Annotated in this window: 16 protein-coding genes and 1 pseudogene; all 17 read left to right on the forward strand. The window is 46.3% G+C overall.

Annotated elements, in window-relative coordinates; translation table 11 throughout:
* Positions 1-58 precede the first annotated feature (58 nt).
* Positions 59-865 (forward strand): annotated as a pseudogene (locus E5355_RS01120) (hypothetical protein); the annotation flags it as partial.
* A gap of 167 nt (positions 866-1,032) precedes the next feature.
* Complete coding sequence (gene bglX / locus E5355_RS01125) at positions 1,033-3,324, forward strand: beta-glucosidase BglX (RefSeq protein WP_136008820.1); 2,292 nt, start codon at positions 1,033-1,035, stop codon at positions 3,322-3,324.
* A 152-nt stretch (positions 3,325-3,476) separates the two neighbouring features.
* Positions 3,477-6,128, forward strand: coding sequence for a glycoside hydrolase family 2 TIM barrel-domain containing protein (locus E5355_RS01130; RefSeq protein ID WP_136008821.1), 2,652 nt, complete (start codon positions 3,477-3,479; stop codon positions 6,126-6,128).
* A gap of 47 nt (positions 6,129-6,175) precedes the next feature.
* Complete coding sequence (locus tag E5355_RS01135; RefSeq protein WP_136008822.1) at positions 6,176-7,741, forward strand: sulfatase family protein; 1,566 nt, start codon at positions 6,176-6,178, stop codon at positions 7,739-7,741.
* Positions 7,742-7,776: 35 nt separating this feature from the next.
* On the forward strand, positions 7,777-8,973 hold the full coding sequence (locus tag E5355_RS01140) for a glycoside hydrolase family 172 protein (protein WP_098031783.1): 1,197 nt from the start codon (positions 7,777-7,779) through the stop codon (positions 8,971-8,973).
* A gap of 18 nt (positions 8,974-8,991) precedes the next feature.
* A complete protein-coding gene (locus E5355_RS01145) occupies positions 8,992-10,143 on the forward strand; it encodes a glycoside hydrolase family 172 protein (protein ID WP_229068109.1) in 1,152 nt (383 codons plus the stop codon).
* 173 nt (positions 10,144-10,316) lie between these two features.
* Positions 10,317-13,322, forward strand: a complete 3,006-nt coding sequence (locus tag E5355_RS01150; RefSeq protein WP_136008823.1) for a SusC/RagA family TonB-linked outer membrane protein — start codon at positions 10,317-10,319, stop codon at positions 13,320-13,322.
* A gap of 25 nt (positions 13,323-13,347) precedes the next feature.
* Positions 13,348-14,856, forward strand: a complete 1,509-nt coding sequence (locus E5355_RS01155; protein WP_246866863.1) for a RagB/SusD family nutrient uptake outer membrane protein — start codon at positions 13,348-13,350, stop codon at positions 14,854-14,856.
* Between the two features lie 68 nt (positions 14,857-14,924).
* The gene (locus E5355_RS01160) at positions 14,925-16,256 is read left to right on the forward strand and encodes a glucoamylase family protein (protein WP_136008825.1); all 1,332 of its coding nucleotides are present in this window, start codon (positions 14,925-14,927) and stop codon (positions 16,254-16,256) included.
* A gap of 62 nt (positions 16,257-16,318) precedes the next feature.
* Positions 16,319-17,170: an endonuclease/exonuclease/phosphatase family protein gene (locus tag E5355_RS01165; RefSeq protein WP_136008826.1), complete on the forward strand. Its 852-nt coding sequence runs from the start codon at positions 16,319-16,321 to the stop codon at positions 17,168-17,170.
* Positions 17,171-17,181: 11 nt separating this feature from the next.
* On the forward strand, positions 17,182-19,452 hold the full coding sequence (locus E5355_RS01170) for a glycoside hydrolase family 3 N-terminal domain-containing protein (protein ID WP_136008827.1): 2,271 nt from the start codon (positions 17,182-17,184) through the stop codon (positions 19,450-19,452).
* 33 nt (positions 19,453-19,485) lie between these two features.
* Entirely contained in the window at positions 19,486-21,051 is a 1,566-nt protein-coding gene (locus E5355_RS01175; protein ID WP_136008979.1) for a sulfatase, read from the forward strand.
* Between the two features lie 56 nt (positions 21,052-21,107).
* Positions 21,108-22,841, forward strand: a complete 1,734-nt coding sequence (locus tag E5355_RS01180) for a family 43 glycosylhydrolase (protein ID WP_136008828.1) — start codon at positions 21,108-21,110, stop codon at positions 22,839-22,841.
* Between the two features lie 94 nt (positions 22,842-22,935).
* Complete coding sequence (locus tag E5355_RS01185; RefSeq protein ID WP_136008829.1) at positions 22,936-24,672, forward strand: family 43 glycosylhydrolase; 1,737 nt, start codon at positions 22,936-22,938, stop codon at positions 24,670-24,672.
* A gap of 19 nt (positions 24,673-24,691) precedes the next feature.
* Positions 24,692-24,946, forward strand: a complete 255-nt coding sequence (locus tag E5355_RS01190) for a hypothetical protein (protein ID WP_246866864.1) — start codon at positions 24,692-24,694, stop codon at positions 24,944-24,946.
* A 47-nt stretch (positions 24,947-24,993) separates the two neighbouring features.
* Positions 24,994-25,737, forward strand: a complete 744-nt coding sequence (locus tag E5355_RS01195) for a prolyl oligopeptidase family serine peptidase (RefSeq protein WP_370281962.1) — start codon at positions 24,994-24,996, stop codon at positions 25,735-25,737.
* Complete coding sequence (locus tag E5355_RS01200) at positions 25,734-26,735, forward strand: metallophosphoesterase (RefSeq protein WP_136008831.1); 1,002 nt, start codon at positions 25,734-25,736, stop codon at positions 26,733-26,735. The genes E5355_RS01195 and E5355_RS01200 overlap by 4 nt, the downstream gene beginning before the upstream one ends.
* Position 26,736 lies beyond the last annotated feature (1 nt).

Consider the following 26,736-nt stretch of genomic DNA (forward strand, 5'->3'; position numbering starts at 1 on the left):
TGGCATAGTGGCAGAAGCCGCTTAGCCGATATGGTGAATTTTTAACGGACTATTATATAAGGTAAGATATAAGTTGGATGGCTATTCCGAACAATGGGTGCCCAGTGGACGCAGTTTGCAGAAAATGTATGCCCGTCTTCCTTATGGAAATTATATTTTCCAAGCTGAGATATATAATACTGATAGGGTTTTGGCATCGGTAGAGCTTCCTTTTGAGATATTATCTCCGTGGTACTTGTCTTATTGGGCTGTGGGAAGTTATATCTTGGCAGGATTGTGTCTGTTGGCTTTGTTGCAATATCTGGTCTACCGTTTCGTGAAGAAGAAGAAAGACCGTGTGATTGAACGGCAGCGCGTAGCCCATCAGGCAGAACTCGAGCGGCAAGAGAAGAAGATTGTTGAGTTGGAAAAGGAGCAGCTTGAGGCCGATTTGCGTTTTAAAAGCAAGGAGTTGTCCAGTGTGGTAATGACAAATATCGCCCATCAGGAATTTCTGAATTCCTTGAAAGAAGAGATACAGCGGCAAAAGTTGTCGGGGCAGTATGGCCGTAAGAACTTGGATAAGCTGCTCACTTTAGTTAATAGCAATATAGTGTCCGATGAAGAGAATTGGACTATGTTTCAGGCTAATTTTGACCGTATACACGAAAACTTCTTCCGTAATCTGAAACTTCAATATACAGATTTGACTTCAGGAGATTTGCGCTTTTGTGCATTGCTTCGCTTGAATATGCCGACAAAGGAGATAGCGAAGTTGCTCAACATTTCCACGCGTGGGGTTGATGCTGCAAGATACCGGTTGCGCAAGAAATTCAATCTGCTTCCGGAAGAAAGTCTGACAGATTTTCTTATAAATTTTAAATAACTGTTTTACAGCGAAATATTAATGGGGGAAGTACTAATATTGTACTTCCTATTTTGTTTTTTAGTGATGGATGTACTTTTATTGTAGTGCGGGATGTGGAGGTTGTCGCATGCTTTCCTTTTATTTGCAGCAAGATAATATTTCTATAAATTAAAAGCATGAAAGACATGAAGCATTTATTTTTCAAGTTACAATCATTCTTAGTCTTGTTGGTGTTTACTGCCGTTAGTGCGTATGCACAGAAATCCTCGGTCGATATGAATCGTTTCATCGACGATTTGATGAAGAAGATGACCCTGGAAGAGAAAATAGGTCAGTTGAATCTGCCGGTTACCGGTGAGATTACGACCGGTCAGGCTAAAAGTAGTAATGTGGCCAAACGTATTCGTGCCGGTGAAGTGGGCGGGCTTTTCAATCTGAAAGGTGTGGAACGTATCCGTGATGTACAGAAGCAGGCGGTTGAAGAAAGTCGTTTGGGTATTCCTCTCTTATTCGGTATGGATGTTATTCATGGATATGAAACGGTGTTTCCCATTCCTTTGGGATTGTCGTGTACATGGGATATGAAGGCGGTTGAAGAATCGGCACGTATTGCAGCCATTGAGTCCAGTGCCGACGGTATTTGCTGGACATTCAGTCCGATGGTGGATATTTGCCGTGATGCCCGTTGGGGGCGTGTGTCCGAGGGCAACGGTGAAGACCCATTTCTGGGAGCAGCCATTGCGCAGGCCATGGTACGTGGTTATCAGGGAAAGGACATGAGCCGCGAGGATGAAATCATGGCTTGTGTAAAGCATTTTGCCTTGTATGGTGCCGGTGAGGCGGGACGTGATTATAATACAGTAGATATGAGTCATCAGCGCATGTTCAATGAATACATGTTGCCCTATCAAGCGGCGGTTGATGCCGGTGTGGGCAGTGCGATGGCCTCTTTCAATGAGGTCGATGGCATTCCCGCTACCGGAAACAAGTGGTTGATGACGGATGTACTGCGTAAGCAGTGGGGGTTTGACGGTTTTGTAGTGACAGATTATACCGGAATTACAGAAATGACCGACCATGGCATGGGCGATATGCGGACTGTTGCCGCGTTGGCGCTGAATGCTGGTGTCGATATGGATATGGTGAGCGATGCATTTGTAGGTACGCTCAAAAAGTCATTGACAGAAGGAAAAGTGACAGAAGAAGCAATTAATGCGGCTTGTCGCCGTGTTTTGGAAGCTAAGTACAAGTTGGGCTTGTTCGATAATCCTTATAAATACTGTGATGTGAAGCGTGCTAAGAAGCAAATCTTTACCAAAGAGCATCGTGCCGTTGCGCGTAAGATTGCTTCGGAGAGTTTGGTGTTGCTGAAGAACGAGGGTAATGTGCTTCCGCTGACCAAAAAAGGCACTATTGCTGTGGTAGGTCCGTTGGCAGACAGCCGCAGTAATATGCCGGGTACTTGGAGTGTGGCTGCCGTATTGAAGAATGCAACTTCTTTGGCTGAAGGTTTGAAGGCGGTAGCAGGTGGTAAAGCCGAAATACTGACTGCGAAAGGCTGTAATTTGATGAGTGATGCCGAATATGAGAAACGTGCCACTATGTTCGGACGTTCTTTACACCGTGACAATCGTTCGGACAAGGAGTTGCTGGACGAGGCTCTTGCCGTGGCTGCCAAATCGGATGTTATTGTGGCTGCGCTCGGTGAGTCTTCGGAAATGAGTGGAGAGAGCAGTTGCCGCACGAATCTTGAAATGACGGACACCCAACGCATGCTGTTACAGGAATTATTGAAAACGGGAAAACCTGTGGTACTGGTGCTGTTTACCGGTCGTCCGCTGGTACTGAACTGGGAGCAGGCAAACGTGCCGGCCATTCTGAATGTATGGTTTGCGGGCAGTGAGGCAGGTTTTGCCATCGGTGATGTACTGTTTGGTGATGTGAATCCGAGTGGGAAGCTGACTACGACTTTCCCGAAGAGCGTGGGACAGATTCCTTTGTTCTATAACCACAAGAATACGGGCCGCCCTCTTGCCGACGGTGCATGGTTCCAGAAATTCCGCAGCAACTATATAGACATAGACAATGAACCGCTTTATCCCTTCGGTTTCGGCTTGAGCTATACCACATTCTCTTATAGCGACGTGGCTTTGGACAAGACTAGCATGACGGATAAGGGTGAACTGACTGCTACCGTGACTGTGACCAATACCGGCAAGAGAGACGGTGCAGAAGTGGTTCAACTTTATATTCGTGACCTTGTGGGAAGTGTAACCCGTCCGGTGAAAGAGTTGAAAGGCTTTGAGAAGATTTTCCTGAAAGCCGGAGAATCTAAAAAAGTATCTTTCAAGATTACCCCCGAATTGCTGAAGTTCTACAACTACAATCTTGATTTTGTATGCGAGCCGGGTGGCTTTGAGGTGATGATTGGCAGAAGTAGCCGGGACATAAAGAAAGCAGCGTTCAAGTTACTCTAACTGATTCCCGAGGCGGCAATATGCAGCATTCGATCCACTGCGTTGAGATGGCATTGTTGCTGCATATTGTCTGCATTTTCACTACAAACTATATGCAGTATTCTTGCAGTATTTGCCTGACTTGTGTGAGATAATATAATCTATTGAAAAACATGAAGAAAATATTTTTATTAATATTGTGTCTGTCCACCATGTATCTGGTTGTCAATGCCGGGCGGGTGGTTCAGAGTTTTAATGACGGCTGGTATTATGCCGCATGTGATGACAATCGGTTGCAGGAAGTGCAACGCCATGAAGAAGGTTGGCAGCGGGTACATCTGCCGCATACCTGGAATGCGGATGCCTATTCTACCCGTAACTACCGCAGGGCTTCTTCCTGGTATAAGAAAGAGTTCCGTACGGATGCCGCGCAGATGCGGGATAAACAGCTTTACCTGAAATTTGATGCTGTCAATTCTCTGGCAGATGTGTACCTCAACGGCGAGCTGCTCACTACCCACAAAGGAGGTTACTCTGCCTTTACCGTAGACATTACGGATAAAGTAAGGACTGATGCCCCGAATCTGCTGATGGTGCACGTCAATAATCAGAACGACCGGATACCTCCTTTGTCCGGCGACTTCACCATCTTTGGCGGCATCTACCGCAATGTGTGGCTCATCAGTGCTGCAAAGCAGCACATCAGCCTTACCGACTATGCCTCTACGGGCATTTATGTCGATTTGCCTTCCGTGAGTGAGGATAGGGCGGAAATCAGTGTGCGTGGGACTTTGGTGAACCGTGATGTGCGGCGTGCGGTGTTGAAGTTGGACGTCGAGGTGCTGGATACCGATGGGAAGACCGTAGCCCAATCTTTGCGCAGCGTCCGGATAGATGCCGACGGGGCGTTCGCCTTCGAGGAACGGTTACAGTTGGAAAGGCCACAGTTGTGGTCGCCCGATTCCCCTTATCTGTACAGCGTGAAAGTTTCTTTGAAAGATGTGCGTGGCAAGGTGTTGAAAGATGAGACACGTGTCTCTTTGGGGGTCCGCTGGTTCAGCGTGGATGCGCAGGAAGGCTTCAAGTTGAATGGGGAACCCCTGAAACTTATGGGAGCTTGCCGTCATCAGGACCAGATGCCGATGGGCATAGCGCTTTCGGATGAGATGCACCGCAGGGATATGCAGTTGCTGAAAGACATGGGTGTGAACTTTGTCCGTCTGGCACATTACCCACAGGACGATGCTGTGTTGCGTGCTTGCGACGAACTCGGCATGCTGGTATGGGAGGAGATTCCGGTAGTAGATTTGATAGCTTTGGGTGACGAGTTCCGCGCGAATGCCACAAGCGCCTTGCGCGAAATGATTCGCCAGCATTACAACCATCCGTCCGTCATTATGTGGGGGTATATGAACGAGGCTGTTATCCAGCTGCAGTATCGGGTGAAGAAACAATGGCTCAACGGTTTCTACGAGAATACCTTGGCGCTTGCCCGGCATCTGGAGGAAACTCTGAAGAGGGAAGACCCCTACCGTCTGAGTACGATGGCCTACCACGGCAATCAGATTTACAATAAAATCGGTCTCAGCAATATCACCGACATTTCCGGTTGGAACCTTTATCAGGGCTGGTATGAGAACGACTTCAAGTCTTTCGACCGCTTTGTGGACGAAGAGCATCGTAAATACCCGCACCGTCCGTTAATAATCAGTGAGTTCGGTGCCGGTTCCGACCCGCGCTTGCAGTCGCTCGATCCGCAGATATTCGATTTCTCCATGCAATGGCAGCAGTTGTACCTCGAATACTATCTGCCCGCTATCATGAAGCGACCGTTCATAGTGGGCGCCACGGAGTGGAACTTCATTGATTTCAGTTCTGCCAGTCGCCGGGAGGCTACGTTGCATATCAATAATAAAGGCTTGATGTACAATGATCGCCGTCCTAAAGATGTGTTCTATTATTTCCAGGCATTCCTGCGCAAGGATATTCCGGTGCTGCACATTGCTGTGGATGACTGGAAGCATCGGACTGTGGTTTCGGACGGTGAAGCGGTGGAACATCCGGTGAAAGTGTATTCCAATCTGGATAAGGTGGAGTTGTCTGTCAACGGCACGAAGCTCTCCGTGCAAGGCATCGAGAATTGCCATGCAGTGTGGCAAGTGCCTCTCGTTGTGGGGCGAAACACGCTTGTGGCTTCAGGTATCTGCCATGGGAAGAAGGTGGAGCAGGTTTCGGACATTTTTGTGAAGATGCAGCCTCGCCATATCGCGGCAGTCGGCTCCGGACAGCTGGAACTTGCAGTGAACGTGGGCAGCAACTGTTTCTTTACGGATGACAAGAGTGGTCTTTGCTGGCTTCCCGACCAAGCTTATACTCCTGGAAGTTGGGGCTACATAGGTGGAGAGATTTTCCACCGTTCTCCGGGACGTATCGGAACCACTGCCGAAGTGAAAGACACCCGTAACGTTCCTTTGCTCCAGACCAAACGCAAGGGCATCAAAGCCTATCGCTTCGACTTGCCCGACGGCGACTATGAAGTGGAACTTCTTTTTGCTGACCTGAACGCACGTTCCGAACGGGTGACTTACGATTTGGGAGCTGTCGCTACCCTAGACAATGCCGATTTCCGCGGCAGTGTCTTCAATGTTTCTGTCAACGGTCGGCCTTGGTTGAGCCATTTCTCTCTGGCGATAGAAGTAGGCGGGAACCGTTGCATATCCAAGAAATTGCGTATTGCCGTAACCGGTGGAAACCTTACAGTGGACTTTGAGGCGGTGAAGGGAATGACGTTCTTGAATGGGATAAAGATATTCAGGATTCATTGACCTTCTATTTGCAAGGATGTTGTATTAACCGATAAATTGAGTGAAACATGAAACACAAACTTCTCACCGGGTCTCTCTCCTTCACAGTAGGGATGGGATTCAGCGTTTTGCCTGCCGTCGCGCAGCAATCTCCGGCTTCCACTGAGGTCAAGCCCAATGTAATCATTATCAACGTTGATGACTTGGGCTATGGCGACATTGGTTGTTACGGTGCCACCAAGGTCAAGACTCCCAATATAGACCGTCTGGCATCGCAGGGCCGTAGCTTTACGGACGCTCATTCATCCTCGGCTGTTTCTACGCCTTCACGTTATGGACTGATGACTGGTCAATATCCTTGCCGTGAGGATATTTGGGGGGCAATCTTCCTGAATCAGACTCTGCAAATTGATACGGCACGCACCACAATTGCGGATGTGATGAAACGTTCCGGCTATTCCACTGCCATCGTGGGGAAGTGGCATCTTGGATTCCGTACGGACGAAAAGATGGACTGGAACAAGGAACTGGCTCCCGGACCACTTGAATTGGGATTCGATTATTACTTCGGTGTGCCTATTCTCAACAGTCATCCACCTTTTGTTTATGTGGAGAACCATCATGTGGTGGGTTATGATTCCAACGACCCGTTTGTAAGAGGCAAGAGGGCAGAAACGGAGGAGTTCGATGAAAAATTCGGTATCAACTCTATTGGTGGAGCCACGGCTGCGCACCGTTTGTACAAAGACCGGGCTGTAGCCACTACTTTGAAAGACCGGGCCGTGCAGTGGATAAAGGAACATAAGGATTCACCTTTCTTCTTGTATTATGCTACCACCAACATCCATCATCCTTTTACACCGGCCGAACGCTTTGTAGGTACCAGTGAGGCAGGACCTTACGGTGATTCAATCCATGAATTGGACTGGGTGGTAGGCGAGATTATGCGTACCCTCGATGAGGAAGGGCTGGCGGGAAATACTCTGCTCATCTTCACCAGTGACAACGGGGGAATGCTGAATCATGGAGGGCAGAGAGCTTGGAAGGCAGGACACCATATCAACGGCAAGCTTCTTGGTTTCAAGTTCGGAGCTTGGGAAGGCGGGCATCGCATTCCTATGATTGTCCGCTGGCCGGGCAGGATTCCTGCGGGCAGCGTATCCAACCAGTTGATGTCCAATGTTGACATGCTTGCCACTTTGGCTGCCCTCACAGGATATGAATTGCAGGAGCAGGACGGGCCGGACAGTTTCAACATGCTTCCTGCCCTTGTCGGAAATCCCGGGAAAATGATTCGGGACCATATTATAATCTGTCCTTCCCAAAAGAGCCATCTTTCCATTCGCAAAGGGAAGTGGGTCTATATTCCGGCGCAAAACAGCGGCGGATTTACCGGAAAGAATGTCGGTGACCATGACTTGGGCGGGGCATCCGCTTTCCAGCTCACCCATCGGGTGAACAGCGATATAGAAAATGCCCGGATAAAGCCGGATGCACCCTCTGTGCAGCTTTACAATCTGGAGGAAGACCCATACCAGACCACAAATGTGTATGAACAGCATCCCAAAGTGGCACGCAGGCTGGCGCGGATACTGGAGGAGAAGATAAGGAAGTCGGATGCCACAAGAAAGTGACAACCGATAGATTGATGAAAAACATAATTTGAAAAATGAAGAATACCGTGATGAAAAAGTTTTTTGTAGGTTTATTCTCCCTTTTGATGGGAGTAGGCAGCGCTTTTGCGCAGACCAATATGTCTAGTGAAATGTATGACCTTGCCAAGATGAAGGAAGGCTTGCGCAACCGCCGTGTCAGCAGTTATGACCGTACGGGCAACAACCGTGACCACCTGAAGGCCATCAAGCCGGGCGAAACGGCTGTCTTGGCCGACATCAAGGGGGCAGGCGTAATCAACCATATCTGGATAACGATGTCTCCGGGACCGCGCCAGCTTTCCCGTAACGACATCATCCTTCGGATGTACTGGGACGGCAGCGACGAACCTTCTGTCGTGTCCCCCATCGGTCCCTTTTTCGGCCAGGGATGGAACGAACAGTATAACTATGCTTCTTTTGCCCTTTCTTCCGGTCCCAACGGTGGTACGGGTTTGTGCAGCTATTTCGCCATGCCTTTTGCCAAAGGTGCGCGCATTGAGATAGAGAATCAGACGGATGTCAACATCGGCGCCTTCTACTACTACATAGACTATGTGGAGATGAAGGAACTGCCCAAGGACATGGGGCGTTTCCATGCGTGGTTCAACCGTGAGATTACCGAAGCGCTTCCCGAGGGGGAGACCGAGTGGGGTTCCGTGGGTAAGCAGACGGAGAATAAGGACGGAGCCGACAATTATGTGTTTGCCGATATCAAGGGAAAGGGCCATTTTGTGGGATTGAACTATTATGTACAGTGCCCTACCCCCATGTGGTATGGTGAAGGCGATGACATGTGGTTCATCGACGGTGAAAAACAGTCTTCCTTGATAGGAACCGGTACGGAAGATTTGTTCAACACCGCCTGGTGCCCGAAAGAGCCCTACCAGCATATCTACTTCGGCTATCCACGTGTGAATAATGATGTCGGATTCTTGGGGCGTACACATGTCTATCGGTTCTTTATTCAAGATCCCGTCTTCTTTGAGAAAGGGCTGAAAGCCACCATTGAGCATGGGCACAACAATTGCCTGACCCTCGACCTGGCCACCGTTGCCTACTGGTATCAGGACAAGGCGACGGCTGTTCCCACCATACCCGACAAGGCGGGCCGTAAGCTGAAGCCGATGGTAAACAATGTGATGATGCACAAATGGCGTCATGAGTGGAGAAAGAATAAAGGGAATAAGGCTGACCTTTGGGGAAATGAATAAATTGCTGGAGGATATGAAATGAAGACATTATTAGTTATATCTGTTTTATTAGCATTTACTCTTTTGGGGCATGCCCAAATATGGAAAGTGCCTGAAGGTCATGAAACGCGGTGGACAAGTTTTGAAAATCCTACCGGTGCCAAGGGAACGGCAGCTCAAGTCAATAAAGGTGCAAAAGGAAGTGCTTTCGGCAGAATCATGGCGGGAGACAGCTGTGTTTTGTTGTCTCAGCAAGGACCCGGGATCATTAACCGTATTTGGCTGACAGTCAGCAAACGTAACCCTAAGATGCTTCGTGCGTTGCGTATCAAGTTTTATTGGGATAATTCTGTTGTTCCGGCAGTGGATGTCCCATTGGGAGATTTTTTTGGGAATCCGCTGTCACGTACATCTCGTTTTGAGAACTGTTTCTTTTCTAATCCGGAGAAGCGTTCTTTTAACTGTTCTATTCCGATGCCTTACCGCACCGGTGCCAAAGTGGTGTTTGTGAATACCTCGGATGAGGACCTGACACACTTGTTTTATGATATCAACTTTACTAAATTGCCGGAATGGGATTCGGAGATGAGCTATTTTCATGCTGTCTGGCGTGAAGACAAATCCACCAAGTTGGGAGTGGATTATACTGTTCTTCCCCAACTATCGGGCAAGGGGCGCTTTTTGGGGGTAAGCTTGGGTATCTTTGCCAATAAGGCGTATGAAACTACTTGGTGGGGAGAAGGTGAAATCAAGTTCTACATTGACGGAGATAAGGAATTTCCCACATTGAGTGGTACGGGAGTTGAAGACTATATTGGTACGGCTTGGGGGCAGGGCGAGTATTCCCACCGTTATCAAGGTTGTCCGATTGCAAATGCGGACAGTTGTTGGTGGAGTATGTATCGTTTCCACGTGCAGGACCCGATTTATTTTCATCATGATATAAGAGTTACATTGCAGCAGATTGGAGGTGCTCCATATCAAAAGGTACTCGAACTGTACAAGGCGAAGGTTCCTCTTGTACCGGTTACTATAGATAGAAGCGGTAAACTGAAATTCTATCGTTTATTAGATGAAGATTCAGACCTACATATCACGGATAAAGACTTTCCGCCAGGATTTGTTAATTTCTACCGCCAAGATCATGTAACTTCAACAGCATATTTCTATTTGGATAGGCCTGCAGTCTGAATAATCTTTAAATAACTTCCTAGTGTATATTGTTGGGAATTAGTGTTTTATACAATGCTGTAGTAGTTACGTTGTAGTGCTTGAGCAGGTTGTGGTAATCTTGTGGTAGTTTGTTTTTTGACATACATCAATTGCTCCTATACTTTTGCAAAAGAATTTTAAATCAATACAAAATGAAGAAAAATTTATTAATTACATGTGTGATGTTGTTGTTTGCCGTTGTTTCGATGGCGCAGAACAAAATTACGGTTTCGGGTGTCGTTTCCGACAAGACGGGAATGACTGTTATTGGTGCTACAGTTTCGGTAAAGGGGGCTCCTCAACAAGGAGTCGTTACTGGACTTGATGGTGATTATAAGATTACCAATGTTCCCAGTAACGCTGTCTTGCTTTATAGCTATATTGGTATGAAAGACCAAGAAATAGCAGTGAATGGTCGTACTACTATTAATGTAGTAATGCAAGAAGACAATATGTTGATTGATGAAGTTGTAGTTGTAGGCTATGGTGTACAGCGTAAATCAGACTTGACCGGTGCTGTTGGTTCTATCAAGAGCGATGATTTGAAAAAGATTTCTACACCTAATGTGGCTAACGCATTGCAAGGTCGTGTGTCCGGTGTATTTATCTCTGCAAGCGGTGCTCCGGGTAGCTCTCCTGAAGTGCGCATTCGTGGTATCGGTACTACTAATAATAGCAATCCGCTCTATGTGGTTGATGGAATGTTTATGGACGATATATCATTCCTGAGTAACCATGATATTGAGTCCATGGAGGTATTGAAGGATGCTTCTGCTACTGCCATGTATGGTTCTCGCGGTGCTAACGGTGTAATCATTGTTACCACCAAGCAAGGTGCTGAAGGTAAAGTACAGGTGAACATTACTGCCAGTGAAGGATTTCAGTTCCAAAATAGCGGTAAGTTTGAGATGTGTACGGCTTCTGAATATGCTATGCTGCAAAATGAAGCTAACTTGAATATTAATCCGGATGGCGGTCTTGTTTATGATGACCCGGCTTCTTTCGGAAAAGGGACCAATTGGTTCGATGAGATTTTCCGAGTAGCGTCTGTCCGTGACTATCAAGTTGCTGTTAGTGGCGGAACAGAAAAGGTACATTATAATTTGAGTGCCGGATATTTCCAACAGGATGGTATCATAAAGGAAAATTCTTATGACCGTTTTACTTTGCGTGCCAATAATTCATATAAAATAAACAAACATTTGACTATCGGGCATAACTTATCGGCTTCTTTCAGTCATACAAAAAATGAAAATAAGGGAGTTGTAAAATCCGCTTATAAACTGAGCCCTATCATTGCTCCTTATGATGAGAATGGTAATTTCTCCGATCCTCAGGTAGCATCTACTGCTAATCCGCTTGCTACCCTCCATTATATGAATAGTGATAATTGGAAAGATAGAATTGTGGGTAGTGCATTCTTGAATTGGGAAGTTATTAAAGGGTTGAATTTTAAGACCAGCTTGGGCATTGATTATATTAATGGCAGAAGTCGTAATTTTACTCCTAAGTATTATATCTCGGAGTATCAAAAGGTAGATGAGAACAGCTTGTCTAAAACATGGACTAGAGATTTTACTTGGCTGTGGGAGAATATCTTGACTTATGATTGGCAAATCAATGATAAAAATCGTCTGAATCTTTTGGGTGGTATTACTGCTCAAAAATACACTAATGAAAAGTTAGGTGGGTCAGGACGTAATTTCTTCTCAGAAGTGGAAGACTATTGGTATTTGGATCAGTCTTCAAGCGATACACGTGGACTTGAGAATAATGGAAAACATGAAGCCATGATGTCTTACTTGTTCCGTGCCAACTATGCTTTAATGGACAGATATTTGTTGACGGCTTCTATACGTGCCGATGGCTCTTCGAAGTTTGGACCGGATAACCGTTGGGGATATTTTCCGTCAGTAGCTGCCGGATGGAGGATTTCTGAAGAAGCTTTTATTAAAGATAATGTTGAATGGTTGAGTAACTTGAAGATTAGAGGTAGCTGGGGGCAAATTGGTAATGATAAGATTGGTAATGACAAATATTATGCATTGGCTAATGTAGACCCTACTTATGATGCTGTATTTGGTGGTGATTATTATTCTGGTGGTACTGTAACTTCTCTTTATAATACACAAATCCATTGGGAACGTTCAGAGCAGTTGGATCTTGGTTTTGATTTAGGCTTGTTCAATAATCGCTTTTCTTTAGAGTTTGACTATTACAGAAGAGATACAAAAGAAATGTTGGTAAATGTGGATGTTCCTGCTTCTGTAGGACTTGCCTCTGTAGAAACAAACGTGGGATCAGTACGTAACTCTGGACTTGATTTTACGGTGAAATGGGAAGACTCGTTTAAGGATTTTCGTTATGGCATCCGCTTGACCGGAACTACAATTAAGAATGAGGTGACTAATTTGGGAGGTAAACGTATCACCAGTGGGGATATAGGTTCCGGAAAAAGTGTTCATATGACAGAAGAAGGAATGCCAATCAAGTATTTTTATGGTTACAAGACTATTGGTATTTTCCAAAGTAATGAGGAGATTGAGCAGTATAATGCGATGGCTGCGGCTGCTTCCGGTGATGCGAAGAAGAAGTATCAGGCAAATGTAGCTCCGGGTGATCTGATTTATGCAGATACGGATGGCAATGGATATATAACAGCTGAAGACCGTACGGATTTAGGCTCTCCTACTCCGAAGTTTATCGGTGGTTTGGGTATAACTGCCGCTTGGAAAGGCTTTGATTTGTCAATTGATTTGCAGGGTAATTTTGGCAATAAGATTTATAATGCCAAACAAGCTGAAAGAAATGCTGGTGTTGATAACTGGGATCGTTCGTTCTTGGATAGATGGACTGAAAACAATAGGAATACTTCCATTCCGCGCATGACATTTGAGGGTAACAATTATTTTGTTTCCGACCGTTATGTTGAGAGTGGTAACTATGTGAAGTTACAGACTGTGGAATTGGGATATACATTCCCAAAAAACTTGATGCAAAAAGTGCATATCCAGAATTTGAGATTGTACTTCTCAGGTAATAACCTGCTTTATTTTACGAATTATAACGGATTTACTCCTGAAATCTTAGGGGGGCTTGACCGTGATATTTATCCGATTACCGCTACCTGCCGTTTTGGCTTGAATCTTACATTCTAATGGAAAATAAAAATAGGAAATGATTATGAAAAAGATATATTCACTTTTATTAGCTTCAGCATTGGTCTTTACCTCTTGTTCTGATTTTTTGGATACAAAGCCGCAAGGGAAATTGACGCAAGATATTTTCTTCGGGGAAGAAGAAGGTGCTTTGATGGGAATTAATGCTATATATTCTCAAATGAAAAGTTGGGACTTGATCGGGTTTTCTTGGTTTGGCATTATGGAGGTGCCGAGTGACAATTCTGATACAGGAAGTTCACCGGCAGACGGTAGTTATGCTCGCGTGAATTCATTGAATGATTTTACTTATGATGTTTATACTTCTGAATTGAACGGCTGGTGGACTGGCAATTATAAAGGAATCGGATTCTGTAACGTAGCATTGGATAATTTGGATGTGTTGAAAGATGAGCAGTTAAAGATTAGAAGCATTGCACAGGCGCGTTTTTTCCGTGGTTTCTTTTACTTTAACTTGGTGAGAACTTACGGTGGCGTACCTTTGGTTACTAAAGTTCAGAATCCCGATGAATACGATCAGCCATGCGCTTCTGAAGAAGCTATTTATCAGCAGATTATTGATGACTTGTCTTATGCGGCAATGAATTTGCCAACCCGTGATGAATGGGGGATTGCTGAGCGAGGAAGAGTTACGAAAGGAACTGCAGAAGGCTTGTTGGCTAAAGTTTATTTGTTCCGTCAAGATTATGTAAGTGTAAAACAATATGCAGGGCAGGTAATAAGTAGGGGAGAATATAACCTGCATCACAATTACCGTGATTTGTTTAGCCCGGATTCTTATTATTCTGATGAAGTGATGTTGGCCGACCAGTATTTGTGGGGATCAGACAAGACGAGAGATAAGGCTTCCGAATATGTGAAGTGGCAAGGTGTCAGAGGTTTCAAAGGTTGGGGATTCAGTTCTCCGTCAGAGTCTTTGGATAAGGCTTATGAATCAGGTGATCCGAGACGGGAGGCTACTATCATTTACGATGGCGAAAATATGGAAGGAGTTGGGGTTATAAACTTCAAGGACGAACCGGGAGTACAACCGCGCGCCAATAAAAAGACAATGTGGCCTACAACTTATTGGAATGCCAATAATTTTGCTAAACAAAATTGCCACTTGTATTTTCTGCGTTATGCGGATGTACTGTTAATGTATGCTGAGGCCTGCAATGAGTTGGCAAATGGTGAAAGCGATCCATTAGTAGATGACGCCCTGGCTAAATTGGAATTGGTCAGAGACCGTGCTCGTAAGTCCGGTGATGATCCCACTGTATTACCTAAAATAACAGAGAGGAATAAAGCTAAGTTGCGTGAAATCATATGGAATGAGCGCCGCATTGAATTAGCAATGGAAGGACACCGTTTCTTTGATTTGATTCGTGCTGATAAAGTTGTTCCCGGATATGCGGAAAAGATGCTGAAGGCCCATGGAAAGACAAACTTCAATATGAGCCAGCATTCTACATTCTACATTCCACAGAAGCAGATTGATATTTCTCAAGGAATATTGAAGCAAAATAAATAAGGTGTGTGAGGAGTAGCCTTAGGCTACTCCTACTTCTTATGTGGTTAAAATGTTTAAAAATAGGTATTATGAAAAATATATTTCTTTTTTTCTTGTTTTTGGGGGTTTGTTCGTGCTCGGTAAATGCCATAAATCCACCATCTGATGTGACAGAAAAGCAACTCTCCGATGACGAACTCATGACCCTCGTCCAGAAGCAAACTTTCCGTTACTTTTGGGACTTTGCCCATCCCGAATCCGGATTGGCGCGTGAGCGGAGCAACGGCGGTGCCGAGGTTGTTACCATTGGCGGGTCGGGGTTCGGAGTGATGGCTGTCATTGTCGGCGTGGAACGTGGGTTTATCACCCGCGAACAAGGTGCCGAACGTATACTGAAGATTGTTCGTTTCTTGAGCGACAAGAATACCGACAGCTATCACGGTATGTGGGCGCATTGGATGAACGGTAAAACCGGTAAGACCATTCCTTTCAGCCGTAAGGACGATGGAGCGGATATTGTAGAATCCGCTTTCATGTTCGAAGGCTTGTTGGCTGCCCATCAGTATTTTATACAGGATAATCCGACGGAAAACCGTATCCGCGGGATAATCAATAATCTGTGGCGTCAAGCAGAGTGGAACTTTTTTACTCAGGGACAAGATGTGATGTATTGGCATTGGTCGCCAAACAACGGATGGGCGATGAATCATCAGATTAAAGGTCATAACGAGTGTCACATTGTTTACATTTTGGGCGCGTCTTCCCCTACTTATCCGATTGCCGAGAGCGTTTATCATAAAGGCTGGGCCAATGCGAATACTTTTCTGAACGGTCGGGAGTATTACGGCATCAGGCTTCCTCTTGGAAACAACCACGGAAAGGGAGGTCCTCTCTTCTTCACTCATTATTCTTACATGGGGCTTGACCCACGTGGCTTGAAAGATCGTTATGCCGATTACGAGGAACAGATGAAGGCTCATACCTTGATTAACCGTGCCTACTGCATTGACAATCCGAAGGGTTACAAGGGTTACGGCGAAAAATGTTGGGGATTGACTGCCAGTGACGGTGACAAAGGTTATTCTGCCCATAGTCCCGGTAATGACCGTGGTGTGATTACGCCTACCGCTGCTCTTTCCTCTATTCCATATGCACCTGAATATTCTTTGGAAGCCATGCGTTATTTCTATGAAGAGTTGGGTGACCGTCTTTGGGGTGAATATGGTTTCAAGGATGCGTTCAATTTGACGGAGAATTGGTTTGCACCTTCGTATCTTGCCATTGACCAAGGGCCGATTATTGTGATGATAGAGAACTATCGTACCGGTTTGATTTGGAAACTTTTCATGAGTCATCCCGATGTGCAGAAGGGTTTGAGGAGATTAGGCTTTACTTCTCCTTATTTGAACAAGGTCGATTAGGTTGTTTGATAGGATTCTTTGATTTTGATTAGGTTTTACATAGATTAAAAAGGTTTGTAACCATGAAAAACGTATTTATCAATAGTGTATTGGTTGTTTTCGCATTGCTTGTCGCCTCGTGCGGCAGGCAACCGGAAGTCAAAGTAGAGGTGATGTCGTTCAACATCCGTCTGGATCATGTGGCGGACAGTATGAACAATTGGAAATACCGCAAGGACCATGCGGCACAAATGATTGCTTATTATGCTCCGGACATTATAGGCATGCAAGAGGTGGTGAAGAACCAACTCGATGACTTGAAGGAGCGTCTTCCGCAATATACCGCTCTCGGTGTAGGTCGTGCAGATGGAAAAGAGAAAGGTGAGTATTGCTCTCTTTTCTATAAGACAGACCGTTTCGAACTATTGAAGAGTGGAAATTTTGGGCTGAGTGAAACTCCTGATTCCATCGGAAAGAAAGGCTGGGATGCGGCTTGCGAGCGTATTGTGACTTGGGCTGTACTGAAAGACAAGGTGAGTGGTAGGGAAATAGCAGCTTTCAATACTCATTTCGATCATGTAGGTAAAGTGGCACGTCGCGAAAGTGCCGTGCTGATACTTGAGAAGATAAAACAAATGGCGGGTGACCTTCCGGTAATTGTTACCGGAGACTTTAATGGAACGGTAGATTCCGAGCCGGTCACTGTATTGACGGAAGGTGGAATGAAGAATGCTTGCGTTACGGCGAAAGTCGCTTACGGACCGACGTGGAGTTTCCATGACTTCGGGCGCATCCCGGTAGAGAAACGTAGGTTGATAGATTTTATTTTTATAAAAGGTGCTGTAGAGGTGGAGCGTTACCGAACCATTGATGATAAGCCGGACAACGGCTATCTCTCCGATCATGCTCCCGTAATGTCTATCTTAAAACTATAAAAGCATTTACTATGAAAAAGAATTTATTGATTGGAGCTGCCTTGATACTTTCTGTGGGTACGGCATGTACTTCAGGAGCTGGTGATTGGCAGAGTTACAGCGGTGACAAACGGATAGAAGAGCGTGTCGATTCTGTACTTGCCTTGATGACACTTGAAGAGAAAATAGGTCAGATGACCCAATATTCTGCTAAGAGCGATATTGTGACCGGTCCGCAAGTAAATACGGACATTGAACCTCTATTGAAGAAAGGATACATAGGTAGTCTTTTCCATGCCACTTCTTCTGCCGCCATCCGCAAGACACAAGAGACGGCGCTAGCGGAATCCCGGTTGAAGATTCCAGTGCTCTTTGCTTTCGATGTGATACACGGTTTTAAAACGATATTCCCTATTCCTTTGGCCGAGTCGTGTGCCTGGGACGCCGAACTGGCAGAAAGAAGTGCGTCCATTGCCGCTGCCGAAGCTTCGGCAGTGGGTGTTAACTGGACTTTTGCCCCCATGGTGGACATTTCACGTGATGCACGTTGGGGACGGGTAATGGAAGGCTCTGGTGAGGATCCTTATCTGGGTTCATTGCTCTCTGCCGCACGTGTACGCGGTTTCCAGGGTAAGAAGCCCGAAGACTTGATGCGGCTGGACAAGATGCTGGCTTGCGCCAAACACTTCTGTGCATATGGTGCTGCTGAAGCAGGTCGTGATTATAATACGACTGATGTGTCCGAGCGCTCTTTGCGCGATATTTATTTCCCGCCTTTCAAGGCTGCCAAAGATGCGGGTGTGGCTACTTTCATGACTGCCTTCAATGAGATTTCCGGTGTGCCTTGCACTTCCAGTAAATTCCTTTATCAGGATGTGCTTCGTGATGAGTGGGGGTTCAACGGTTTTGTAGTGACGGATTATACGGCTATCAATGAGCTTGTTCCCCATGGCGTGGCACGCGACGAGGCTCATGCCGCCGAGTTGGCTGCCAATGCGGGCATCGAGATGGATATGACCGGAGGTGTGTTTCATGCACATCTGCTGCAAGCCGTGAAAGAGGGCAAGGTGAACGAAGAAACCATTGATAATGCCGTACGCCGCATTCTGGAGATGAAATTCCTTTTAGGCATTATGGACGATCCTTACCGCTATCTGAATGAGGAGCGTGAGAAGGCTACTATCATGAAACCCGAGTTCTTGGAAGCAGCGCGCGATGCTGCTCGTAAGTCGGTAGTATTGTTGAAGAATGAGAATAACTTTTTCCCGATACAACCCTCCGAACGTAAGACTGTAGCTTTGATAGGCCCTATGGTGAAAGAACGTAACAGTGTGAACGGTGGTTGGGGTGGACGGGGAGACCGTCAACGGAGTGTCACTCTTTTTGAAGGGTTGGAAAAAAAGTACGGAAACTCGAACGTACGTTTTCTTTATGCCGAAGGCTGCGATCTTCGCAAGCCTGGAACTGCAGGATTTGCACAAGCTGTGTCCGTGGCTCGTCAGGCAGATGTCATTCTGGTTGCTGCCGGTGAAGACCAGAACTGGAGTGCCGAGGCTGCTTGCCGCACGGACATCACCCTGCCTGCTTCGCAGCGAGACTTGCTGAAGGAACTTAAGAAAACGGGTAAGCCCATCGGATTGGTATTGATGAACGGTCGTCCGCTGGAACTTACTTGGGAGGACGAGAATATGGATGCTATTCTCGAAGCCTGGTATCCGGGCACGATGGGTGGTCATGCCATTGCCGATGTCATCGCAGGCGACTATAATCCTGCCGGAAAGCTGACAATGAGTTTTCCACGTTCGGTGGGGCAGCTCCCGCTTTACTATAACCACAAGAACACCGGACGACCGCTTCCTCCGGACAATCCGAAGATGGACTACAAGTCTTCTTATATTGACTGTCCCAATTCTCCGCTTTATCCTTTTGGATATGGCTTAAGTTATACTAGTTTTGAGGTGGATAACTTGAAGTTGGACAAGGAGGAGCTGAAAAAGGGGGAAACACTTACCGTTACAGTGGATGTAGCCAATATCGGTAAAGTCGGTGGTGAAGAGGTGGTACAGCTTTATATTCGCGACCTTGTGGGAAGTGTGACTCGTCCGGTGAAAGAATTGAAGGGTTTTCAAAAGCTGTATCTCAAGGCTGGCGAGAAGAAGTCGCTGACATTTGTGCTGACTGAAGAAGACCTTGCCTTTTGTGGTGCTGATATGAAGATGCTGGTGGAACCGGGAGAATTCCGGCTCTGGGTAGGAACATCGTCGGCAGATGAGCGGAATGAATCTATTTTTACGTTGATATGATAAATTGAAAAATCTTATAAATCATTGAAGATGATGAATCATAAACTATCTTTAGGACTTGCCATGCTTCCATTGGTTCCTGCTGTTCAGGCTCAGGAACAAGGCCGGCAAGACGGTGAACGTCCTAACATTATTTTTATCATGAGTGATGACCATGCACAGCAGGCTATGAGTATCTATGGTCATCCTATAGGTAAAGTGGCACCTACTCCTAATATTGACCGTATCGGGCAGGAAGGAGCTGTGTTCTGGAATAATTATTGCTGCAATTCTATTTCAGGCCCCAGTCGCGCCGCGATACTTACTGGCAAGCATAGCCATAAGAACGGCTTCATGAAGAATTGGGCACTAGGTTTCGACGGCTCTCAGCAGACGTTGCCTAAACTGTTGCAACAAGGCGGCTATGAGACTGCCGCCATCGGCAAATGGCATCTTATTTCCAAGCCGACGGGATTTGACCATTGGATGATTCTCAATGACCAAGGCGAATACTGTAACCCACAGTTCATTACCGAGGGGGACACTACTATTCATAAAGGATATGTGACCGACCTCATCACTCAATATTGTGAGGAATGGATGGACAACGGTCGTGACAAGAACAAACCGTTCTTCCTGATGATGCACCACAAAGCCATTCACCGCAATTGGGTACCTGCCGAACGGCATTATCGTTTGTATGAACACGCCAAGTTCCCACTTCCCGATAATTATTACGATGCCTATGAGGGACGTTACGCAGCACAGATGCAGAAGATGAATATATACCGTGACATGTACGAAGGTCACGATTTGAAGATGGTTGCGGGTATCGATAGCGACAGCCTGCTCTTTGACCCTTGGCCGCACGCTTTCATGGGAACAATGACACCAGAAGAACGCCGCCGTTTCCTTGATGCTTACCGCGATCGAAATAATGAGTTCTATTCCAAGCCACGTTCATTTAAGGAAGTGGCTGAATGGAAATACCAACGTTACCTGCAAGACTACATGGCTTGTGTAGCAAGTGTGGACGAGAGTGTGGGCGAGATACTGGACTATCTCAAACGTACGGGGTTGGACAAGAATACGATTGTAGTCTATACCACCGATCAAGGCTTCTACTTGGGCGAACATGGCTGGTTTGATAAGCGTTTCATGTACGAAGAGTCTTTTGGCATGCCGATGGTGATGCGCTGGCCGGGACATATCAAACCGGGTACGCAAGTTACAGGTCTGACCCAGAACATCGACTTTGCTCCTACTTTCCTTGATATGTGCGGCATCTCCATTCCGCAGGACATGCAGGGCATTTCGTTCAAGGAACTGGTGGAAAAAGGCAAGACGCCGCGCGACTGGCGTAAGTCCTTGTACTATCACTATTATGAGTTTCCCGGCTTCCACAGTGTGCGTGCCCATTACGGTGTGAAGATGGAACGCTACAAGCTGATGCACTTCTACGTGGATGACAATTGGGAACTTTATGATCTCAAGACAGACCCTGAAGAGATGCACAATCTTTATGGGAAGAAGGGAATGGAGAAGATTACCACCGAACTGAAGGCTGAACTGGCACGCTTGCAAAAAGAATACGATGTGCCGCAGGAGTTATGCCGCTGAAAAGCTACCGGAAGACATGTTGAACATTAATAACCTGATAATAAAGATAAAAGATAATGAGAAGACTGATTACTGATCTGCTGCTGGCATTATTATGCTTGGTGTCTCCCCTTTTGGCGCAGGACATGCGCATGGATACTTATTGTAATCCGCTGAATGTAGACTATACCTATATGATATACAATTCTTCGAAAGACATCTCTTACCGCTCGGGGGCCGACCCTGCCGTAGTAGAGTTTCGTGGAGAATATTATATGTTCGTTACCCGTACGCACGGCTACTGGCATTCTACGGATTTGCAAAACTGGAATTTTATCAATCCGGGGGAAAACTGGTATCCACAAGGTTGTAACGCTCCGGCGGCACATAACTACAAGGATTCAGTACTTTATGTTTGTGGCGATCCTTCGGGTGTGATGAGTGTGCTTTATACCGACAACCCCAAGTCGGGTAACTGGAAAGCCACTCCTGCCATCATCACCAACTTGCAAGACCCTGACCTTTTTCTTGATGATGACGGCAGTGCTTACATGTTCTGGGGCTCTTCCAACAAGTGGCCCATTCGCGGCATGAAGCTCAACAAGAACCATCGTTTCATACAAGAAGGCGAGAAGCTGGAACTTTTCAATCTCGACCCAGAGAAACATGGTTGGGAACGTTTTGGAGAAAATCATGCCGATACCGTGCTGGGCGGCTATATCGAAGGACCGTGGTTGACAAAGCACAACGGGAGGTATTACATGCAATATGCCGCTCCGGGCACTCAGTTCAATGTATATGCCGATGGTGTATATGTGGCCGACCATCCGATGGGACCTTATACCTATCAGAAACATAACCCCATTTCCTATAAGCCTGGCGGTTATATCAACGGTGCCGGTCATGGAAGTACGGTGCTCGGACCAGGTAGGCAATATTGGCATTTCGGTTCTATGGCTCTGCCCATTAATATGCACTGGGAACGCCGTCTCTGCATGTTCCCTACTTATTTTGACGAAGACGGCATCATGTATTGTGACACCCGTTTTGGAGATTATCCCCGTTATGCACCTACTGTGCCGGGAAAGAAAGGGGAGTTCCGCGGCTGGATGCTTCTTTCTTACAACAAGCCTGCCAGAGGTTCTTCGGCTGTAGAAGGTCATACTGCTGCCGGATTGACGGACGAGAATTGCAAGACCTATTGGCTGGCTTCTTCCAACGATGAAACGCAGTGGGTGGAGATAGACCTTCAGGCACCTGCCACTGTAAACGCTATTCAGGTGAATTACAACGATTATAAGAGTGATATGTATGGTCGTTATCCCGATTTGCGCCACCGTTACACTATCGAAGGTTCCGTAGATGGCGTCAACTGGATACGTCTTGTCAACCGTAGCAACAGTTTCAAAGACACTCCGCACGATTATGTGGAACTGGAAATCCCTGCCCGGGTACGTTATGTACGTTACAAAAACATCCATGTTCCCACACCGCACCTTTCCATTTCTGCCATCCGTATTTTCGGTCTGGGCGAAGGTAAGGCGCCTGCTCAAGTGAAGACATTTGACCCTCGCCGTCACGAAGATCGCCGTGACATCACGCTGACTTGGAAACCGGTGAAAGGTGCACAAGGATACAACATCCTTTGGGGTATTGCGCCGGACAAGCTTTACAGTTCTTGGATGGTGTATGGTGACGAGTGTAGGCATCTGATGAAATGTCTTTCTACCGACCAGAAATATTATTTTGCTATCGAATCTTTCAATGAAAACGGTGTATCTCAAATTTCTGTCGTTAAAGAAGTGAAATAATGTGTTGTAAAATGAGGGTGTGCCATCAACCGTTTTGACACACCCTCATTTGTCGTTTTATGTGTATTTTGTTTATTGTCAGCTTAATAAAACTATGGATAAAAAGTCGTATTGCATCGCTTGGTTGATGTTGTTGTTCGTCGGTTCATTACATGCACAATATCGTACTACTACCTACTGTAACCCTCTTAATCTGGACTATACTTATCCTTTTCACAATTCCCATTTGGGCAAGTCCTATCGTTCGGGTGCCGACCCTGCCGTAGTGGAGTTTCGGGGGGAGTATTATATGTTCGTTACCCGTTCCTGGGGTTATTGGCATTCCAAGGACTTGCTGAATTGGGACTTTATTACTCCCGAAAAATGGTATTTCGAAGGTTGCAATGCTCCTGCTGCCCATAATTATAAAGATTCCGTACTCTATGTTTGTGGGAATCCATCCGGAGCCATGAGCATACTGTATACCGATAATCCCAAACGGGGGGACTGGAAGGCAGTGCCATCGGTGCTCCACGACCTTCAGGATCCTGCCCTTTTCATTGATGATGATGAACGTGCTTATATGTATTGGGGGTCTTCCAACCGTTGGCCTATCCGTGGTAAGGAACTTGATATGAAGAATAAATTCCTGCCGATAGCGAAAAAGCCGGATTCACTGCTCTTTCTCCGTCCTGACATTCATGGGTGGGAACGTTTTGGCGAAAATCATACCAGTGACATCAAACCATTCATCGAGGGTGCGTGGATGACGAAACACAATGGGAAATATTATTTGCAATATGCCGCTCCGGGCACTCAGTTCAATGTGTATGGTGACGGTGTTTATGTAGGAAAATCTCCTTTGGGGCCTTTCGAGTATGCGGCTCATAATCCGTTTTGTTACAAGCCGGGAGGATTTGCTACCGGTGCCGGGCATGGAAGTACGGTTTGTAGTCCCGGAGGAATTTACTGGCATTTCGGTACGATTCATCTGTCCATTAATTATAAGTTTGAGCGTAGGCTTTGTATGTTTCCTACATTTTTTGACGAAGACGGTGCGATGTACTCCGACACTTACTTTGGCGATTATCCTCATTATTCTCCCGACCAGGTTTCGCGACAGACGACAAGCGGTGGTTTCCGGGGCTGGATGTTGCTTTCTTATGGCAAACCCGTGAAGGCTTCTTCGCAATTAGAAAGTTATCCGGTGGAAAATGTGACGGACGAGAACTTGAAAACCTTCTGGGTGGCCGAAAAAAATGACGATAAGCAATGGGTGGAGATAGACCTTGAAGAAGTGAGTGACGTGTATGCCTTGCAACTGAATTTCTTTGACTATGAGGAAACCGGATTTTGGGGACGTATGCCAAACCTCCGGCAACGCTATCTTGTAGAAGCTTCGGTGGATGGTGCCCGTTGGCGGGTATTGGTGGACTATCGCAACAGTTTCCGTGATGCCCCTCATAATTACATAGAACTGGATCAACCGATAGAAGCACGCTATATTCGTTATCGCCACCATTACGTGCCGGGCAAGAATCTGGCAATGGGGGATATTCGCGTGTTCGGTTTGGGACGTGGGAAAAAACCGGCTACGGTAAAAGGTTTTACGGTAGTGCGTGAAGCGGACGAACGTAATGCCCGCATTTCTTGGAAAGCGGTGAAGGGTGCGCAAGGCTATAATGTATTGTGGGGTGTTGCTCTTGATAAATTGTATAGTTCGTGGATGGTATATGGCGATAATTCATTAGACTTACGTGCCCTCACGGTGGGACAAAAATATTATTTTGCCATCGAGGCATTCAATGAAAATGGTATTTCGCAACGTGTCTTTCTTCGAGAGGCGCACTGATTGTATAAAATGAACAGTAATGAAACAGATAATACACTCTTTTTTATATGGTAGTGCCGTTTGGGCTGCTTGTACTGTATCGCAGGAGGTCAAGGCCGGTGGAATCCCTGTCTCTACCACAGAGGATGGAGATGCTGTTAGCCCAAACATTGTTTGTGTGGTATGTGAAGACATCGGTCCTTGGCTGCACTGTTTCGGTGACAGTGTGGCAGTGCAGGCTTTCTGGGTGGGATATAAGAAGAGTGAGATAGTAGACTTTTTAATTGAACATTAATCTTGTAGGATATGAAGAATACAGTTTGTACAGCCTTGATGCTGTTGATGTCTGTGTGTATGTATGCGCAGGAGTTGTATGGAGAGTATGAAAAGAAAGTGTATGTCTCTTCGCAGGGAGATTCGTTGAAGTACCGTTTGCTGCGTCCCGAAGCAGAAAAGGCAGGGAAGAAATATCCGTTGGTGCTTTTTCTGCATGGTGCGGGCGAACGAGGAGATGATAATCAGAAGCAATTGGTGCATGGTGGGCAGATGTGGCTCAATCCGGTGAACAGAGAGGAATATCCGGCTTTTGTATTGGCTCCCCAGTGTCCTAAGGAAGATTATTGGGCTTATGTGGGTCGTCCCAAGTCGTTTGTACCTGGAGAAATGCCCGAGGTACAGGAGCTTACGCGTATATTCCGCACATTGAAGGAGTTGCTGGATACCTATTTGGCTATGCCCCAGGTGGATAAAGACCGGATTTATGTGATGGGACTTTCCATGGGCGGTATGGGGACGTTTGATTTGGCGATACGTTATCCCGAAGTTTTTGCCGCAGCCGTTCCCATCTGTGGTATTGTGAATCCGGCAAGGCTTTCTGCCGCCAAAGACGTGAAGTTCCGTATTTATCACGGAGATGCCGATAACATTGTTCCGGTAGAAGGTTCGCGTCAGGCTTACAAGGCCTTGAAGGCTGCTGGTGCCGATGTTGAGTATATCGAATTCCCCGGAGTCAATCATGGCAGCTGGACACCGGCGTTCAATGATTCTGAGTTTATGGGTTGGCTGTTTAATCAGAAGAAAAAATGATGAGAATATTGTCTGTTATCGGAGCGCTCTTTTTAGGGGGCGCTTTTTTTACTTCTTGCACCACTTCTGGTCGGGTAAGTACTTTTGTGGTATTGCCGGATACGCAGACTTATCTGGAACAATGTCCGGAGGTCTTCGAGTCGCAAGTGGACTGGTTGGTTGCCAACCGTAAGAAAATAGATGCCGTATTCCAAGTGGGAGATTTGACACAAGATAATTCTCCGGTGGAATGGGCGTATATGCAGAAAGCTTTTCATCGTATTAGCCAAGCGGGAATACCTTATTCTGTCGTGTGGGGAAATCATGATATTGGCAGTAAGCCCGGTAAGTTTTCGGACGTGCATAACACTGCAATGGCCAACAAGTATTTTCCTCTTTCCGATTATATGCAGAAGAGCTATTGGGGAGGCAGTGCGGATGGAAAGACATTGGATAACTATTACATAAACCTTAGGTCGGGCGATACCGATTGGCTGGTCTTGAATCTGGAATTCGGACCTTCTGATGAGGCTCTGCAATGGGCCGATTCCATAGTGGGTATTCATCCGGATAAGTTTGTCATATTGAATACACACGCCTATTTGTATTGTGACAGTACGTTGCATGACGGGAAAGACTGGTGGCGTCCTCAAGGATATGGCATCGGCAAAGAACTCGGACGCACAGTGAACGATGGTGCTGGAATTTGGAAGAAATTGCTTCTCAGACATCGCAATATGATAGCTGTTTTTTGTGGGCATGTCTTGAAAAGCGGAGTCGGCACGCTGGTCTCTATAGGGAAAGAGGGAAATAAAGTGTATCAGATGCTGGCAAACTATCAGCGTGGTGTGGAAGGTAGTAGATTGGGAGGTGAGGGCTACTTACGCATTGTAACTTTTAACCGGAAGACAAGGGAGATAGATGTGAAAACCTATTCTACTTGGAATAAAGCCTACCACCCCTCCGAGCATCATAACTTTAAGTTCAGAGAGGTGGACTTTGATAAATATTTACGCTGAT

It is taken from the genome of Bacteroides muris (ex Afrizal et al. 2022) (assembly GCF_004793475.1).
GTDB classification, from domain to species: domain Bacteria; phylum Bacteroidota; class Bacteroidia; order Bacteroidales; family Bacteroidaceae; genus Bacteroides; species Bacteroides muris.